Below are 15,262 nucleotides of genomic sequence, written 5' to 3'. Positions count from 1 at the left end.
CGGTCGTGACGATCCAGCGGCTGTGCGGACTGCTCGAGGACGCCGGCGTCGACCTCTCCATGGAGGAGCTGCTCGACGTCCTCTGGCTCGCGGCCACCACTCGGGAGGAAGCTCCGGCAACGGAGTCCGGGGCCGCCGCGCGTCCGCACACCCCCGCTGTCGCCGAACCGGATCCCGCGGGGGACGCCAGGGGCGCCGACCACGCGACGACCGAGCCGGAACGAGGCCCGGCCGACCGCACGACCGACAAGGCCCCCCAGGCGCTGTACGCCCCTGGGGGAGGCCGGGGGCGCCGACTGCCCGCCCGGTCCGTCGGCCTGCGCGGCGTGCGGGCCATCCCCGCGGCCCGTGGCCTGCAACGCGCGCTGCGGCCGCTGCGCAGGCCCACCAAGTCCCGAACCTCGTTCGTGGTCGACGAGAGCGCGACCGCCGACCTCATCGCGGACACTGCGTTGCCGGACGCCGTCCTTCCCGATGTCGTGATGCGGCCCGAGCAGGAGCGCTGGCTCGACGCCGTCCTGGTCGTCGACGACGGACCGTCGATGGTGCTCTGGAGGCAGTACGCGACCGAGGCCCGGGCACTCCTGGAGAACCAGGGAATCTTCCACCGCGTCCGGACGTACGGCCTGGACAGCGCCGATCCGGACCGGCCGGTCCTGCGCTCCCGCCCGTTCGCCCCGACCTCCGCACGGGTCCCGGCGCGGCGCCTCGCCGACCCCGTACGGCCCACGGTCGTCCTCGTGCTCTCCGACGGGGTCGGCCCCGGCTGGTCCGGCGGCGCCCTTCCCGCGCTGCTGGGGCGCTGGGCGGGGCACTCACCGGTCGCGGTGGTCCAGCCGCTGCCGGAACGGCTCTGGCCCGCGCCGGTCATGCCCGCGGAGCAGTGGCTGGTCACCGCCGACCGCCCAGCCGCGCCGGGGCGGACGCTGGACGCCCGACACCCCGTCCTGCCACCCGGGCTCGTCACGCACGAAGGCCCCGCGATCCCCGTCTTCGAGCTGGAGGAGACCCGTCTCTCCGCGTGGACACGGCTGCTGCTCGGCGGAGGCGCAGGCGGAGGCGGAAGGGCGGGAGAGCTGCTGCACCTGCTGGCGCCGCCCGGTCCGGCCGATTCGCACGCCGCCGCGACGGCCCCCGGCACCAGCGGCGTCCGTGCGTCCTCCGCCGAAGACCACCTGCGGGCATTCCGACAGTCGGCCTCGCCAGAGAGCCGCAAGCTGGCCGGCGCACTGGCGTCCGTAAGGCCGCTGACCCTGCCCGTCATGCGTCTCGTCCACCAGGCCGAGCAGCCCGGCCCCGGCACCTTCCACCCGGCGCAGCTTGCAGAGGTGTTCCTCGGTGGGCTGCTGCGCCGGCGCGAGGGCGGGCCCGCGGGGCGCGGCGAGGAGAGAGCGGACTGCGCCGAGTACGAGTTCCTGCCCGGCGTCGCCGACCTGCTCCTGGACACGGTCCGCACCTCGCACGCCGTGGACACGGCGACGCGGGTGAGCGACTTCCTGATGCGGCGCCGGGGCAACGGTCCCGAATTCCGGGCCAGGCTTTCCGGCGGTGGCGGTTCCGTGATCGCCCCCGGCGGCGGCGCGTTCGCCGCGGCCTCCCCGGAGCTGCTCCGCCGCCTCGGGCTGGCGGCCGAACGTCCGCCGGTGGAGGAGCGGGAACCGGAGCCGGAGGACTCGGAGGAGGAGCCGGTTGAGGACGACGTGTCGCTCGCACACGTCTGGCCCCGGATCGCGGCGTTCGCGCGGCGGCTGATGGCGGACGAAGGGGCCCCGGAGATCGTGCCGGAAGTGGCCGGCCTTCTTGAACCGTGGCTCGATCGGCCCGACCCCGGGTCGGTTCCCGTCGCGGTGTTCGAGGCGTTCGCGCGAGCCCTCGTCGAGTCCGGGCAACGCGACGCGGTGGACGAGTTCCGCGGCTTGCTGCGGGACTGCGCCGAGCCGTTTCTCCGGGACGACAGCCTCGCAGCGCGCAACGTCCGAGGCCACACCGCGATCGCCCTGAGCGCGCTCGGGGAAACCGCGGAAGCCGCCGAACGGATGAACGCCGTCATCGCAGTCTCGGCTCGGGTGCACGGTGAGCACCACGGCTACACACTCACCGCCCGCGCCTTCCTCCACGAGATGTACGAGGACGCCGATTGGCTGGCCGAGGGGGCGGCGGAGGGCCGGGAGCTGATCGAGACGCTCCAGCGTCTGCCCCGCACGGACGAGATGCCGGATTTTGGCGACGTCCAGATGGTTCAGGGCCGCATCCTCCATCGCCTGGGAAAGCTGGTCGAGGGGGAACAGGCCTTCAGAGCGGCCTGCGAGGACTACACCTCCGAGCTCGGTGTGGACCACGACAGCACGCTGTACGCCCGTGGCTGGGTAGCGACCGCCCTTCTGCGCCTGGGACGCATGAGGGAGGCGGAGGAGGAGGCCCGCGCGGTCCTCGCCGTCTGTGAGCGGCTCGATGGGGACGAGGGGGCCCCGGCCCGTCCGGGCGGCCAGATGACGGCGCTGGGGGTGCTGGAAGAAGTCGTCCGGCAGGCAGGGAACTACAAGGAACTGCTGGCTGTCCGCAACACGATGATGGAGCTGAGAGAGCTGGGGGAAGGCGCGCTGAGCCGCACCGCGATCGCTGCTCGGCGCGTCTGGGCAGCCGCGCTGCGCTGGGTGAAGGACTACGACGGTGCGCTGAAGGCAGCGGAGGACGCGGCAGAGCGTGCTGGACGCCTGCTCGGTGAGAGCCACATCGAGTCACTCCTGACCCGGGAGATGGTCGCTCTCGTCCTGGCGGATCGCAAACAGTTCGAGGAGGCGGAGCGGCGACAACGCGCCATCCTCGACCAGGGGCGACGCGTGCTGGGGGAGGACCACGCGAACACCCTCGACTTCCGCCACAACCTGGGCAGCACCCTCCTGCGTGCGGAGCGCTTCGAGGAGGCCGAAGCCGTCCTGCGCTCCGCCGCGGAAGACCACGTCCGGGTGATCGGCTACCGCCACGCCAACACCCGGTCCGTTCAGCGGTTGCACGCGGAGGCCCTGGTGCGGCTGGAGCGCCTGGGGGAGGCCGAGGCCGTGCTCAGGCGGCTCCTCGAAAGCGAACTGGGCCTGCCACGCCCGCCGCTGCTCTCGATCATGGAAACCCGCGTGGACCTGGGGCAGATCCTGAGCGGTTCGGAACGCCACGATGAGGCTTCCGAGCAGTTCACCCTCGTGTGGCGGGCACGGAGCACAGCGCTCGGTGGTGATGCACCGAAGACCCTCAACGCCGCAGTGCTCCTGGCATCGAGCCTGATCAACCTCGAGCGGTTCGAGGAGGCTCGAAACATCCTGTCGGGAGTCTTGCGCTCACGTGAGCGGACTCTCGGATCCGAGGGCCGCGAGACGCTCTGGGCCCGCATGTGGCTCGGTGACGCCCTGGAAGGGCTGGGCCGGAACGCGGACGCCGCCGCGCACTGGGGGGCCGTACGAGAGGTGGCCGTGCGGCTCTGGGGTGAGACTGACCGTATGGCCGTGGCGGCACGGCGGTCGCTCGACCGGGTCGGCCTGGGACCGGGCCCCGGCGCCGAAGTGGAGTCGGCTGCCCAGGAGTAGTCCGGATCGTGGAAGGCGAGTCCATCTTCGGGCGTGATCCTCGCCACCCTTGATAGGGGGTGTGCTCAGATGAGCAGATTACGGGGTGTTGCACTTCTGGAGGGGTGGCACTGGGTGCCACCCCTCTTGCGTTCAAGAGTTGAACGCAAATGCTTTGGGAGGCGCTCATGTGAGCGGGTATCCCCAGGTTTGGGTCAAGGGGGCTTCGGAGCCTGAAAGCGGAAGCTACTCGTCAGTTACTTTCGATGTGCTGGCGGACGGGTGGTTAAGACCATGTGACCGGGAGGCATACCTCCACATGAGCCTTCGATCTGGGTATGTTCCTCGCCGTCAGGGCAGCCACCGAGTCCTCGAGGAGTCGAGACACGTGTCGGAAAACAAAGATCAGAAGTTCGTGTACGACTTCACCGAGGGCAACAGGGACCTGAAGGACCTGCTCGGTGGCAAGGGAGCGAACCTCGCCGAGATGACCAACCTCGGCCTCCCCGTTCCCCCCGGCTTCACGATCACCACCGAGGCGTGCAAGGTCTACCTCGACAGCGGCTCCGAGCCCGTCGAGCTGCGGGACGAGGTCAGCGCCCACCTGGACGCCCTCGAGCAGGCGATGGGCAAGAAGCTCGGCCAGGCCGACAACCCGCTGCTCGTCTCCGTCCGCTCCGGTGCCAAGTTCTCCATGCCCGGCATGATGGACACCGTCCTGAACATCGGCCTCTCCGACGTCTCCGTCGAGGGACTCGCCGCCCAGGCCGGCAACGAGCGCTTCGCCTGGGACTCGTACCGCCGGCTCATCCAGATGTTCGGCAAGACCGTCCTCGGCGTCGACGGCGAACTCTTCGAGGAGGCCCTCGACGAGGCCAAGGCCGCCAAGAAGGTCACCGTCGACACCGACCTCGACGCCGCCGACCTGAAGAAGCTGGTCAAGCACTTCAAGAAGATCGTCAAGGCCGAGGCCGGCCGCGACTTCCCGCAGGACCCGCGCGAGCAGATGGACCTCGCCATCGAGGCCGTCTTCAACTCCTGGAACACCGACCGCGCCAAGCTCTACCGTCGCCAGGAGCGCATCCCGCACGACCTCGGCACCGCGGTCAACGTCTGCTCCATGGTCTTCGGCAACCTCGGCCCGGACTCCGGCACCGGTGTCGCCTTCACCCGCGACCCCGCCTCCGGCCACCAGGGCGTCTACGGCGACTACCTGCAGAACGCGCAGGGCGAGGACGTCGTCGCCGGTATCCGCAACACCGTGCCGCTGGCCGAGCTGGAGTCGATCGACAAGAAGTCGTACGACCAGCTGATGCAGATCATGGAGACGCTGGAGACCCACTACAAGGATCTCTGCGACATCGAGTTCACGATCGAGCGCGGCCAGCTGTGGATGCTGCAGACCCGCGTCGGCAAGCGCACCGCAGGTGCCGCCTTCCGGATCGCGACCCAGCTCGTCGACCAGGGCCTGATCGACGAGGCCGAGGCGCTCCAGCGCGTCAACGGCGCCCAGCTCGCGCAGCTGATGTTCCCCAAGTTCGACGAGAACGCCAAGGTCGAGCAGATCGGCCGCGGCATCGCCGCCTCCCCGGGCGCCGCGGTCGGCAAGGCCGTCTTCGACTCGTACACGGCCGTCAAGTGGTCCCGCTCCGGCGAGAAGGTCATCCTGATCCGCCGCGAGACCAACCCGGACGACCTGGACGGCATGATCGCCTCCGAGGGCATCCTGACCTCGCGCGGCGGCAAGACCTCGCACGCCGCCGTCGTCGCCCGCGGCATGGGCAAGACCTGTGTCTGCGGCGCCGAGGAGCTCGAGGTCGACACCAAGCGCCGCCGGATGACCACGTCCTCGGGCCAGGTCGTCGAGGAGGGCGACGTCGTCTCCATCGACGGCTCCACCGGCAAGGTGTACCTCGGTGAGGTACCCGTCGTACCGTCGCCGGTCGTCGAGTACTTCGAGGGCCGGATGCACGCCGGCGCCGACGACGCCGACGAGCTGGTCCAGGCCGTCCACCGGATCATGGCCTACGCCGACCGCGTCCGCCGGCTGCGCGTCCGCGCCAACGCCGACAACGCCGAGGACGCGCTGCGCGCCCGCCGCTTCGGCGCTCAGGGCATCGGCCTGTGCCGTACCGAGCACATGTTCCTCGGCGAGCGCCGCGAGATGGTCGAGAAGCTGATCCTCGCCGACACCGACGAGGAGCGGACCGAGGCGCTGGACGCCCTGCTCCCGCTGCAGAAGAAGGACTTCGTCGAGCTCTTCGAGGCCATGGACGGGCTGCCCGTCACGGTCCGGCTGCTCGACCCGCCGCTGCACGAGTTCCTGCCCGACATCACCGAGCTGTCGGTGCGCGTCGCCCTCGCCGAGGCCCGCAAGGAGCCGCACGAGAACGAGCTGCGCCTGCTCCAGGCCGTCCACCGGCTGCACGAGCAGAACCCGATGCTGGGTCTGCGCGGTGTCCGCCTCGGCCTGGTCATCCCCGGCCTGTTCACCATGCAGGTCCGGGCGATCGCCGAGGCCGCCGCCCAGCGCATCGACGCCAAGGGCGACCCGCGCGCCGAGATCATGATCCCGCTCGTCGGCACCGTCCAGGAGCTCGAGCTCGTCCGCGACGAGGCCGAGCAGGTCATCGCCGAGGTCCAGGCGCAGACCGGCGTGGAGCTGAAGCTCGCGCTCGGCACCATGATCGAGCTGCCGCGCGCCGCCGTGACCGCCGGTCAGATCGCCGAGGCCGCCGAGTTCTTCTCCTTCGGCACCAACGACCTCACCCAGACCGTGTGGGGCTTCTCCCGGGACGACGTGGAGGCCAGCTTCTTCACCGCGTACCTGGAGAAGGGCATCTTCGGTGTCTCGCCGTTCGAGACCATCGACAAGGACGGCGTCGGCGCGCTGGTCCGCAGCGCCGTCGAGGCCGGCCGGGCCACCCGCCCGGACATCAAGCTCGGCGTCTGCGGCGAGCACGGCGGCGACCCGGAGTCGGTGCACTTCTTCCACGAGGTCGGCCTCGACTACGTCTCCTGCTCGCCCTTCCGGATCCCGGTGGCGCGCCTGGAGGCCGGCCGGGCCGCGGCGGAGTCGAAGGGCTCCGACAGCCGCTGAGCCGACGGCTCACGCACCGCCGGGCCCCCGGGCCCGGCGTCTGCTGACGCTCGCTGACCGGGCGTTCAGTAGCAAAGATCACCGGAGTCGCCGTTCGTCCCCGACCCTCAACCGATGGGCGGCGACTCCGGGTCGCAAGAGAGACGGGGCGGACACCTTGTGCGGAGGTGTCCGCCCCGTCGTATTTCGTCCACCCCGCGAGACCCCCGGAGCGGCCCCGGGATGTTCGCCGGATGTGAGTTTGTGTTCAATCGAGGCCGATTGAATTATTGGGCGTTGAACATTCCGTATTGAACTTTCCACGTGTCGTCCCGCAAACAACAGGGCGGGCGCGGCCCCCGGATCCCCACCCGGTGGCCGCGCCCGTTACCCATGCCGGGCAGGTGAGCCGCAACCCTCGCCGACCGCCGCCGGACGTGTGAAGCCCCCCACGGTCTTCGCCACGCCACCTCGGTCCTGAAGGTTTCCTGCCCGACACGCACAGCTTTTCCGTTTGCCCTGGGTCCCCGCGATGCTTTTCAAGTGTGGCTGAAACACCCTGGTAACGTGCTGTGATGATGTGCATACTCATCGACGGGGGTGGTTGCGAGTGCACAGGTGGGGGTTCAATGCTGCGGATTCATTTCACCGAAAGCGACGTGGCGGGCGTACGGATGGCCGCCCGTCCCGACGTTCTGTGGGAAACGATTCTCAGCTTTCACCGGCTTAGAGACCGGCGCGGACCGGTCGTCTACGGAGAATGGCGTTCCCAGACCCGGCCCCGGCTCAACGGGGAGACCCGGCTGCTCGCCGCGCTCGTACCGAGCCGTGGTTACTTCCCCGACTTCCTGACCCCTCCCGAGGGCCTGCAGGGCCTCGACGAGGGCCTCCAGGCGATCCGCGCGACGGCAGGAGCCCGCCTCCACACGGAGCTCGCCCTGCTCGGCGCCGACCGGGTCGGCGGGCGGACCGTGCCGCACTCGCTGCGCGCGCTCGCCGAGGGCGGCGCAGAACCGTTCGGCCGGCTCCTCGGGGCGCTGCGCAGCTACCACCGGGCGGCGATCGAGCCGCACTGGCCGCACATCCGCGCCCGGGTCGAGGCCGACCGGGCCGTGCGCGGCCGGGCCCTGCTCGACGGCGGCGCGGACGAGCTGCTCGCCTCACTGCCGCCGATGTTCCGCTGGCGCGCACCGGTCCTGGAGGCCGACTATCCGGTCGCCCGCGACCTGTATCTCGACGGCAGGGGCCTGCTGCTCCAGCCCTCGTACTTCTGCCGGGGCACGCCGGTCGTCCTGCGCGACCCCGCGCTGCCCCCGGTGCTCGTCTACCCGACGACGCACTGCGAGGCGCCGACCGTGCACGCGCCGGGGCTCTCCTCGCTGGCCAAGCTGGTCGGCACCACGCGCTCCGCGGTCCTGCACGCGATCGGCGACGGCGGCACCACCAGCGAACTCGCCCGCAGGGCCGGGGTGTCGCTCGCCTCTGCCAGCCAGCACGCGGGCGTCCTGCGCGAGGCGGGGCTCGTCGCGACCCTGCGGCACGGCAACGCGGTCCTGCACACCCTCACGCCGCTGGGCGCCGCCCTGCTCGGCGGTGGTGGCGGCGGTGGCGGTGGCGGTGGTGGTGGCGCGGCGCGGAGGGGAGGGGGCGCGGGGACCGTCTCGGTGACGGCCCCCGCGGCGCGTCTCTACGCGCGGAACGGGCCGGTCACCTCGTAGGTGATGCCGCCCGAGGAACTGCCGCTGGTGCCGCGCTGGCTGGAGAAGTACAGCCGCTTGCCGTCGGGGGAGAAGGCCGGTCCGGTGATCTCGGAACCGGACTGGCCGTTGATCCGAAGGAACGGGGCGACGACGTCGTCCGGGGTGATGATGCAGATCTCCATGTTGCCGCCGTCCTCGGCGATGAACAGGTCGCCGGAGGAGGAGCCGGTGACGTTGTCGACACCCGTCAGCGGGGCGCCGCCGCCGGACACCAGGGAGTCGTCGTAGGCGAGCTCGTAGGTGCTGTTGGCGAGGTTGAGCTGCCAGAGGCGGTTGTCGCCCTTGGTGGTGAACCAGACGGTGTCGTTGGCGTAGTGGCAGCCCTCGCCGCCGTTGAACTTCTTCGAGCCGGAGACCTGGCTGCGCGTCGCGGTCGGCGAGCCGTCCGGGTCCGGCACGTTCTGCCAGGTGAAGGAGCCGGAGGTGGCGGTGCCGGCCACCAGGACCTGGAGGGTGCCGGAGCTGAGGTCGCCCCAGGTGGTCGGGATGAACCGGTAGAAGCAGCCGCTGGACTCGTCCTCGGTCAGGTAGACGACCTTGCGGACCGGGTCGGCGGCGGCGGCCTCGTGCTTGAAGCGGCCCATCGCGGAGCGGCGGACGGCCGCGTTCACCCCGTAGGGGTCGGTCTCGTAGACGTAGCCGAGGCTGACCTCCTCGCAGGAGAGCCAGGTGTTCCACGGGGTCTTGCCGCCCGCGCAGTTGGTGCGGGTGTTGGACAGGATGCGGTACGCGCCGGTCACGGCGCCGGTCGAGCTGAACCTGACCGCGCTCGCGCCGCCGCCCGGGTTGATCTCCGAGTTGGAGACATAGATCCAGCCGGATCCGTCGACGAAGCAGGCGCCGCCGTCGGGGGCGTTGTGCCAGGTGTACGAGGTGCCGGGGACGGTCTGTCCCGACCGGGCGATGACCCGGCTGCTGAATCCGCTCGGCAGCAGGATGCCGTTGGCGTCGGCCGCGCCGAGGGCCCCGTAGGGGCCGGCGCCGGGCTGGGCGGGGGCCGCGTAGGCCGCCCCGCGCATCAGGGTGCCGCCGAAGGCGGCCGCCGACGTGCCGATGACCGCTCCGCGCAGGAAACTGCGTCGCTCCACGTCTCACTCCAGAGAGGTGTGTGTGAACCCGCCGCACCGGTCGGCGGCGGGGTCGCGCGCTTTCGGAACCTAGGAGTACGGAGTTGGTACGGAGTTGACGGTGCAGCAACAAGCGATGAAGGGGAAGCGTCGGGCAGAAGGTCACCGCGGGAAGGGCGGAGGACAGGGCGGGAACGGGTGGGGACGGGTGGGAAGGAGCACGTATGCCCCCGGGGGCGTCGGTGCTCGGGGCTACGGTTCCGTCTCCAGGAGGGGCTTGAGGTCTGCGAGGCGTTCGCGCCAGAACTGTTTGTAGGCGGCGACCGCGTCCGCGTCGGGGAGTCTGGTGTGGCCGAGGCCGATCTGGGTCTTCGTCTCGCCCTTCGGCGTCAGATAGACCTCGATCCGGCTCGTCCCGCCGTCCCAGTCCGCCGTCAGCGACTTCCCCGGCCGGTGGGTGCGCACCTCTAGTTCGCCGTCCGGCAGCCAGCGCCGGCGCAGTTCCTCGTCGGCGAAGGCGGCCGTGCAGCGCTCGGCCGGCGCGTCGACCGTCTTGCTCGCGCTCACCTTCCAGCCGCCGTCGGAGGCCTGGCCGACCTGGCGCATCCCGCGCTCCTGTTCGTAGCCGACGGCGATCGACTGGGCGTGCCAGCCGTTGACGCCGTGCGCCTCCACCAGGTGACGGGCGATCGCGGTGTGGTTCCGGCCGGTGGCGTCCCAGGCGTCGAGGAGCGCGAACCAGGACGCCCAGTTCCGTCCGGTGGCGCCGGTCAGGGCCTCGTCCGACAATCGTTCGGTGATCTTCCTGCCGGTGGGGCCGGGGCTGGGGCTCATACCCCGACGCTAGCCCGGTTCCGAAAAAACTTCCCGCGCGCCGATGAGTTCCGTCGCGCCCCGCCGTCTTACCTCTCGAAACACCACGGACACCACGGACGAGCACAGGAGAGAGAACACGTCATGCAGCAGATGATCTTCGTCAACCTGCCGGTGAAGGACCTGGAGACCACCAAGGGCTTCTGGAGCAAGCTCGGCTACTCCTTCAACCCGCAGTTCAGCGACGACACGACCGCCTGCCTGGTCATCAGCGACACGATCTTCGCGATGCTGCTGACCGAGGCGAAGTTCAAGGAGTTCACGAAGCCGGGCAAGGAGCTCGTCGACGCGACGAAGTCGACCGAGGTCCTCCTCACCCTGAGCGCCGAGAGCCGCGCGAAGGTCGACGAGCTCGCGGACGGCGCCCTCGCCGCCGGTGGTTCGGCGGCGAAGGAGCCCCTCGACTTCGGTTCGATGTACGGCCGCTCGTTCTCGGACCCCGACGGCCACCACTGGGAGGTCATGTGGATGGACCCGGCCGCCATCGAGGGCTGAGCACCGCCGGACGAAGGACCGGCCGGGCGCCTCAGGCCGAAACGCCGCCGTCGATCACCAGGTCCGCGCCGACGACCGAACCCGCGTCCTCCGAGGCCAGGTACAGGACCGCCGCCGCGACCTCCGAGGCCGCGGAGATCCGGCCGAGCGGCGACTCGTCCTTCATCCGTACCGCCCGCTCCGCCTCCGTCTCGCCGGGCCGCAGCGACATCGTCGAGTCCGAGGCGCCCGGGCTGACCGCGTTGATCCTGACGCCCTCGGCGACGTGGTCGAGGGCCGCGGCGCGGGTCATCGCGGAGACCGCCGCCTTGGAGACCTGGTAGCCGAAGACTCCGGGGAACCGCACGTGCGGGCCGAGGTTGGAGGAGATGTTCACGATGGCGCCGCCGCCGTGGGCCCGCATGTGCGCGATCTCCGCCTGCAGGGAGTGCAGGACGCCGGTGACGTTGATGTCGAGCAGCGTCTGCCAGTCCTCCAGCGGGAAGTCGGCGGCGGCCGCGCCGCCCCGGAAGACCCCGGCGTTGTTCACGGCGACGTCCAGGCCGCCGAAGGTCTCGACGGTCTCCCGGACCAGGCGGCGGGTGTCCTCGGCCCGCGACACGTCGGCGGTGACCGCGGCCGCGGTGCCGCCCGCGGCCTCGATCAGGGACACGGTCTCGGCGAGGGTCGCCGCGCTGCGGCCGGAGACGACGACCCTCGCGCCCTCGGCGGCGAAGGCGAGCGCGATGGCCCGGCCGAGACCGGTGCCGGCGCCGGTGACGAGGACGCGCTTGTCGGTGAAGCGTGCGGACATGGTGGTGCCCCTCCCTGGTGCATTGTTTATTGACCGTACGTTCCAATATGGAGGCCCGAGAATGAGGCGCCGTGAGGCGCCTCCGTCTCCGTCTCCGTGGCCCGGGACTACCCGTCGAGCAGGGTCAGCGCCTGCTCCGCCGCGTCGCGGACCCTGGCCGGGTCGCTCGACGCCTTGCCGACCACCCGCAGGCCCTGGGCCAGGACGAGGAGCATCCGGGCCAGCGCCCGCGGATCGCGGTCGGGCGGCAGTTCGCCCTGGGCGCGGGCGCGGACCAGGGAGGAGTGCAGCAGGGTCTCGATCTGCTCCCAGCTGAGCTCCACCCGGCGCGCCACCGGCATGTCGTGCGGGCCCAGTTCCGCCGCCGAGTTGGTGACGAAACACCCGTTCAGGCGTGTCGCTTCGGCCCCCGCCTCCGCGGCGAACCGCCTGATCAGGCTCCGTACGGGCGGCAGTGCCGGCCCCGGCGCCGACAGCTCCTCCAGCATCGTCGGCTCGCACGACTCCAGGTAGCGGTCCAGCGCCTTCATGTAGAGCGCGTGCTTGTTGCCGAAGGTGGCGTAGATGCTGGCGCGGCCGATCCCGAGGTGCTCGACGAGATCTGCCATCGTCGTCGCCTCGTAGCCGCGCGCCCAGAACAGCTCGAGGGCCGACTGGAGCGCGGCGTCCGGATCGAATTCCTTGGTCCTGGCCACGCCGTGACTCTACGAGTATCTGGAACGATCGGTCAAGATCGCAGACTCAGTCGCGTGCGACCGTGCGGACCGGGAAGACCGCCACCGACACCGCCTCGTCGTCCAGGCACCTCCCCGACTCCAGGTCGAAGCGCTGCTTGAGCAGCGGCGAGGCCACGAACGTCCGGCCGCCGGCCGAGCCGAGCAGCCCCCGGGACAGCACCTGCGCCCCGGTGAACGGATCGCGGTTGTCGATCGCGTACGCCCGGCCCGCCCGGTCCAGGAAGAGCGCCGCCTGCCGGCCGTCGGGGAGCAGGGCCGCCACGCCCCGGCCCGGCGTCAGCCGGGAGGTCTCGCAGACCGTCGTCCAGGCGTCGGCCTCAGCGTCGTGGGAGAGTTCGAGGTGCATCGGGTTCAGACCCCTTCCAGAGTGCCGATGGTGAGGACCGTCAGGTCCGGCTTGATCTGGTCCCGCTCCGGCACGAACCGCACCGACGGGTCCGGCGCCTCCGGCGCGTTCACGAAGGACACGAAGCGGCGCAGCCGCTCCGGGTCGTCGAGCGTCGCCGCCCACTCGTCCTGGTAGTCCGCGACATGGGCCGCCATCAGCGCCTCCAGCTCGTCGCAGAGCCCCAGCGAGTCGTGCACGAGCACGTCCCGCAGGTGGTCGAGGCCGCCCTCGATGCGCTCCAGCCACACCGAGGTGCGCTCCAGGCGGTCGGCGGTACGGATGTAGAACATCAGGAACCGGTCGATCAGCCGGACGAGTTCGGCGTCCGACAGGTCCTGCGCGAGCAGGTCCGCGTGGCGCGGGGTCGCGCCGCCGTTGCCGCCCACGTACAGGTTCCAGCCGTTGGCCGTTGCGATGACGCCGAAGTCCTTCGACTGCGCCTCCGCGCACTCCCGCGCGCAGCCGGAGACCGCCGACTTGAGCTTGTGCGGGGAGCGCAGCCCCCGGTAGCGCAGCTCCAGCTGGATCGCCATCTTCACCGAGTCCTGGACGCCGTAGCGGCACCATGTCTGCCCCACGCAGGACTTCACCGTGCGCAGCGACTTGCCGTACGCGTGCCCCGACTCGAAGCCCGCGTCGACGAGCCGGGTCCAGATCGCGGGCAGCTGCTCGACGCGGGCGCCGAACATGTCGATCCGCTGACCGCCCGTGATCTTGGTGTAGAGCCCGAAGTCGCGGGCCACCTCGCCGATCACGATCAGCTTCTCCGGGGTGATCTCGCCGCCCGGGATGCGGGGCACGACCGAGTAGGAGCCGTTGCGCTGCAGGTTGGCGAGGAAGTGGTCGTTGGTGTCCTGGAGGGACGCCTGCTCGCCGTCGAGGATGTACCCGCCCACGCCGATCGTAGGGGCGAGGCTGGCCAGGATCGAGGCGACCGTCGGCTTGCAGACCTCGCAGCCCTCGCCGCCCCGCGCCTCCTCCCGACCGTGCGAGTCGAGCAGCGCGGCGAAGGAGGTGAGCCGCAGCGTACGGCTGATCTCGTACAGCTCGCCGCGAGTGTACGAGAAGCAGCCGCAGAGCCCCTTGTCGGCCGGCTCCGGCAGCAGCTGCCCGATGAGCTTCACGCAACTGCCGCAGCCCGTCCCCGCCTTGGTGCACTTCTTCACCTCGGGCAGCGTCGCGCACTGGGTGATCGCGTGCTTGGTGACGTTGTGGCAGGAGCAGATCACGGCGTCGTCCGGCAGTGCGGACGGGCCGAGCGCGACCGGCGCGCCCGCGCCCGCCGGCAGGACCAGCTGCTCGGGGGAGACCGGCGGGACGGTGCCGGTGAGCGGGCGCAGCATGCCGTACGCCTCGGCGTCGCCGACCAGCACTCCGCCGAGGAGGACGCCCTCGCCGTCCACCACGAGCTTCTTGTAGACGCCCGAGCGGGAGTCGGAGTAGACGACGTCGAGGCAGCCCTCGGCGGTGCCGTGCGCGTCGCCGAAGGAGGCCACGTCCACGCCGAGCAGCTTCAGCTTGGTCGACATGTCCGCGCCCGTGAAGGCCCGCTCCTCGGCCGCCTCCGCGATCGTCGCCGCCGCCGTCAGCGCCATCTCGTAGCCGGGCGCCACCAGGCCGTACACCCGGCCGTCCGAGGCCAGCGCGCACTCGCCGATCGCGTACACGGCCGGGTCGGAGGTCCGGCACGAGGCGTCCACCGCGATCCCGCCGCGCTCGCCGACCGTCAGGCCGCAGTCGCGCGCCAGCTGGTCCCTGGGCCGCACGCCCGCCGAGAACACCACCAGGTCCGTGGCCAGTTCGGAACCGTCCGAGAGCCGCATCCCGGTGACCGCGCCGTCCTCGGTGAGCACCTCCTGCGTGCCCGTGCCGGTGTGGACGGTCAGACCCATCCGCTCGATGGTGCGCAGCAGCGCCGCGCCGCCGCCCTCGTCCACCTGCACGGGCATCAGCCGGGGCGCGAACTCCACGACGTGCGTGGCGAGTCCGAGTCCCTTGAGCGCGCCGGCCGCCTCCAGGCCGAGCAGCCCGCCGCCGACCACGGCCCCGGTCGTCGCGGTCTTGGCGTACTCCTCGATCGCGAGCAGGTCCTCGATCGTCCGGTACACGAAGCAGCCCCGCGCGTCCTTGCCGGGCACCGGCGGCACGAAGGGGTACGAGCCGGTGGCCAGGACCAGCGTGTCGTACGTGAAGACCTGTCCGGAGCGGGCGGTGACCGTGCGGGCCGCGCGGTCGATCGACTCCGCCGGGTCGCCGACGTACAGCTCGATGCTGTGCCGCGCCATGAAGCCGTCCTCGACCATGGACAGGTCGTCGGGGGTCTTCCCGCTGAAGTACGAGGTCAACTGGACGCGGTCGTAGGCCGGGCGCGGCTCCTCGCAGAGCACGACGACCCGCGCCCGATCCGTGACGCCCCGGTCCGCGAGGGCCTCCAGGAACCGTTGGCCGACCATGCCGTGGCCGACCAGGACGATGGTGGGCGAGGTGGGGGTGGGCAGGGGCGTGGTCGCCAT

At 71.1% G+C, this 15,262-nt stretch carries 10 protein-coding genes; 4 read left to right on the top strand and 6 right to left on the bottom strand.

Translation table 11 applies throughout. From position 1 onward, the window contains the following. The first annotated feature begins 5 nt into the window (after positions 1–5). The 3 genes from ACF09C_RS31535 to ACF09C_RS31525 all read left to right on the top strand — a co-directional run bounded on the left by ACF09C_RS31535 (position 6) and on the right by ACF09C_RS31525 (position 8,354). On the top strand, positions 6–3,578 hold the full coding sequence (locus ACF09C_RS31535) for an SAV_2336 N-terminal domain-related protein (RefSeq protein WP_392096460.1): 3,573 nt from the start codon (positions 6–8) through the stop codon (positions 3,576–3,578). 367 nt (positions 3,579–3,945) lie between these two features. Beyond that, positions 3,946–6,657, top strand: a complete 2,712-nt coding sequence (gene ppdK / locus ACF09C_RS31530; RefSeq protein ID WP_392096458.1) for a pyruvate, phosphate dikinase — start codon at positions 3,946–3,948, stop codon at positions 6,655–6,657. A gap of 608 nt (positions 6,658–7,265) precedes the next feature. Further along, positions 7,266–8,354, top strand: coding sequence for an ArsR/SmtB family transcription factor (locus ACF09C_RS31525; protein ID WP_392096457.1), 1,089 nt, complete (start codon positions 7,266–7,268; stop codon positions 8,352–8,354). Here ACF09C_RS31525 and ACF09C_RS31520 read toward each other — a convergent pair. Together ACF09C_RS31520 and ACF09C_RS31515 are read right to left on the bottom strand one after the other, a co-directional pair. Next, a complete protein-coding gene (locus ACF09C_RS31520) occupies positions 8,324–9,484 on the bottom strand; it encodes an alkaline phosphatase PhoX (protein WP_392096455.1) in 1,161 nt (386 codons plus the stop codon). The genes ACF09C_RS31525 and ACF09C_RS31520 overlap by 31 nt on opposite strands. 231 nt (positions 9,485–9,715) lie before the next feature. Beyond that, complete coding sequence (locus ACF09C_RS31515; protein WP_392096453.1) at positions 9,716–10,297, bottom strand: hypothetical protein; 582 nt, start codon at positions 10,295–10,297, stop codon at positions 9,716–9,718. 123 nt (positions 10,298–10,420) lie between these two features. Between ACF09C_RS31515 and ACF09C_RS31510 the strand changes: the two genes are divergently transcribed. Further along, entirely contained in the window at positions 10,421–10,831 is a 411-nt protein-coding gene (locus ACF09C_RS31510) for a VOC family protein (protein WP_392096452.1), read from the top strand. A gap of 31 nt (positions 10,832–10,862) precedes the next feature. Here the strand turns inward: ACF09C_RS31510 and ACF09C_RS31505 are convergent, their stop codons facing one another. From ACF09C_RS31505 to nirB, 4 genes are all read right to left on the bottom strand, one after another. After that, complete coding sequence (locus ACF09C_RS31505; protein WP_392096450.1) at positions 10,863–11,624, bottom strand: SDR family NAD(P)-dependent oxidoreductase; 762 nt, start codon at positions 11,622–11,624, stop codon at positions 10,863–10,865. Positions 11,625–11,731: 107 nt separating this feature from the next. Continuing rightward, complete coding sequence (locus ACF09C_RS31500; protein WP_392096449.1) at positions 11,732–12,319, bottom strand: TetR/AcrR family transcriptional regulator; 588 nt, start codon at positions 12,317–12,319, stop codon at positions 11,732–11,734. A 46-nt stretch (positions 12,320–12,365) separates the two neighbouring features. After that, positions 12,366–12,707, bottom strand: coding sequence for a nitrite reductase small subunit NirD (nirD, locus tag ACF09C_RS31495; RefSeq protein WP_392096447.1), 342 nt, complete (start codon positions 12,705–12,707; stop codon positions 12,366–12,368). A gap of 5 nt (positions 12,708–12,712) precedes the next feature. Beyond that, positions 12,713–15,262 carry a nitrite reductase large subunit NirB gene (gene nirB / locus ACF09C_RS31490; protein ID WP_392096445.1) on the bottom strand — a complete coding sequence of 850 codons (2,550 nt, stop codon included), beginning with the start codon at positions 15,260–15,262 and terminating at the stop codon, positions 12,713–12,715.

This window comes from Streptomyces sp. NPDC014870 (assembly GCF_043081505.1).
Classification (GTDB): Bacteria; Actinomycetota; Actinomycetes; order Streptomycetales; family Streptomycetaceae; genus Streptomyces.
The sequence above is the reverse complement of the archived record's forward strand: the minus strand, read 5'-3'. Positions and strand labels throughout refer to the sequence as shown.

What these genes read in the sequence shown, in the direction of transcription:
- ACF09C_RS31525 (WP_392096457.1), top strand. Translation starts at nt 7,266, where the DNA reads ATGCTGCGGATTCATTTCACCGAAAGCGACGTGGCGGGCGTACGGATG.
- ACF09C_RS31515 (WP_392096453.1), bottom strand. Translation starts at nt 10,297, where the DNA reads ATGAGCCCCAGCCCCGGCCCCACCGGCAGGAAGATCACCGAACGATTG.
- ACF09C_RS31510 (WP_392096452.1), top strand. Translation starts at nt 10,421, where the DNA reads ATGCAGCAGATGATCTTCGTCAACCTGCCGGTGAAGGACCTGGAGACC.
- ACF09C_RS31505 (WP_392096450.1), bottom strand. Translation starts at nt 11,624, where the DNA reads ATGTCCGCACGCTTCACCGACAAGCGCGTCCTCGTCACCGGCGCCGGC.
- nirD (WP_392096447.1), bottom strand. Translation starts at nt 12,707, where the DNA reads ATGCACCTCGAACTCTCCCACGACGCTGAGGCCGACGCCTGGACGACG.
- nirB (WP_392096445.1), bottom strand. Translation starts at nt 15,262, where the DNA reads ATGGCGACCACGCCCCTGCCCACCCCCACCTCGCCCACCATCGTCCTG.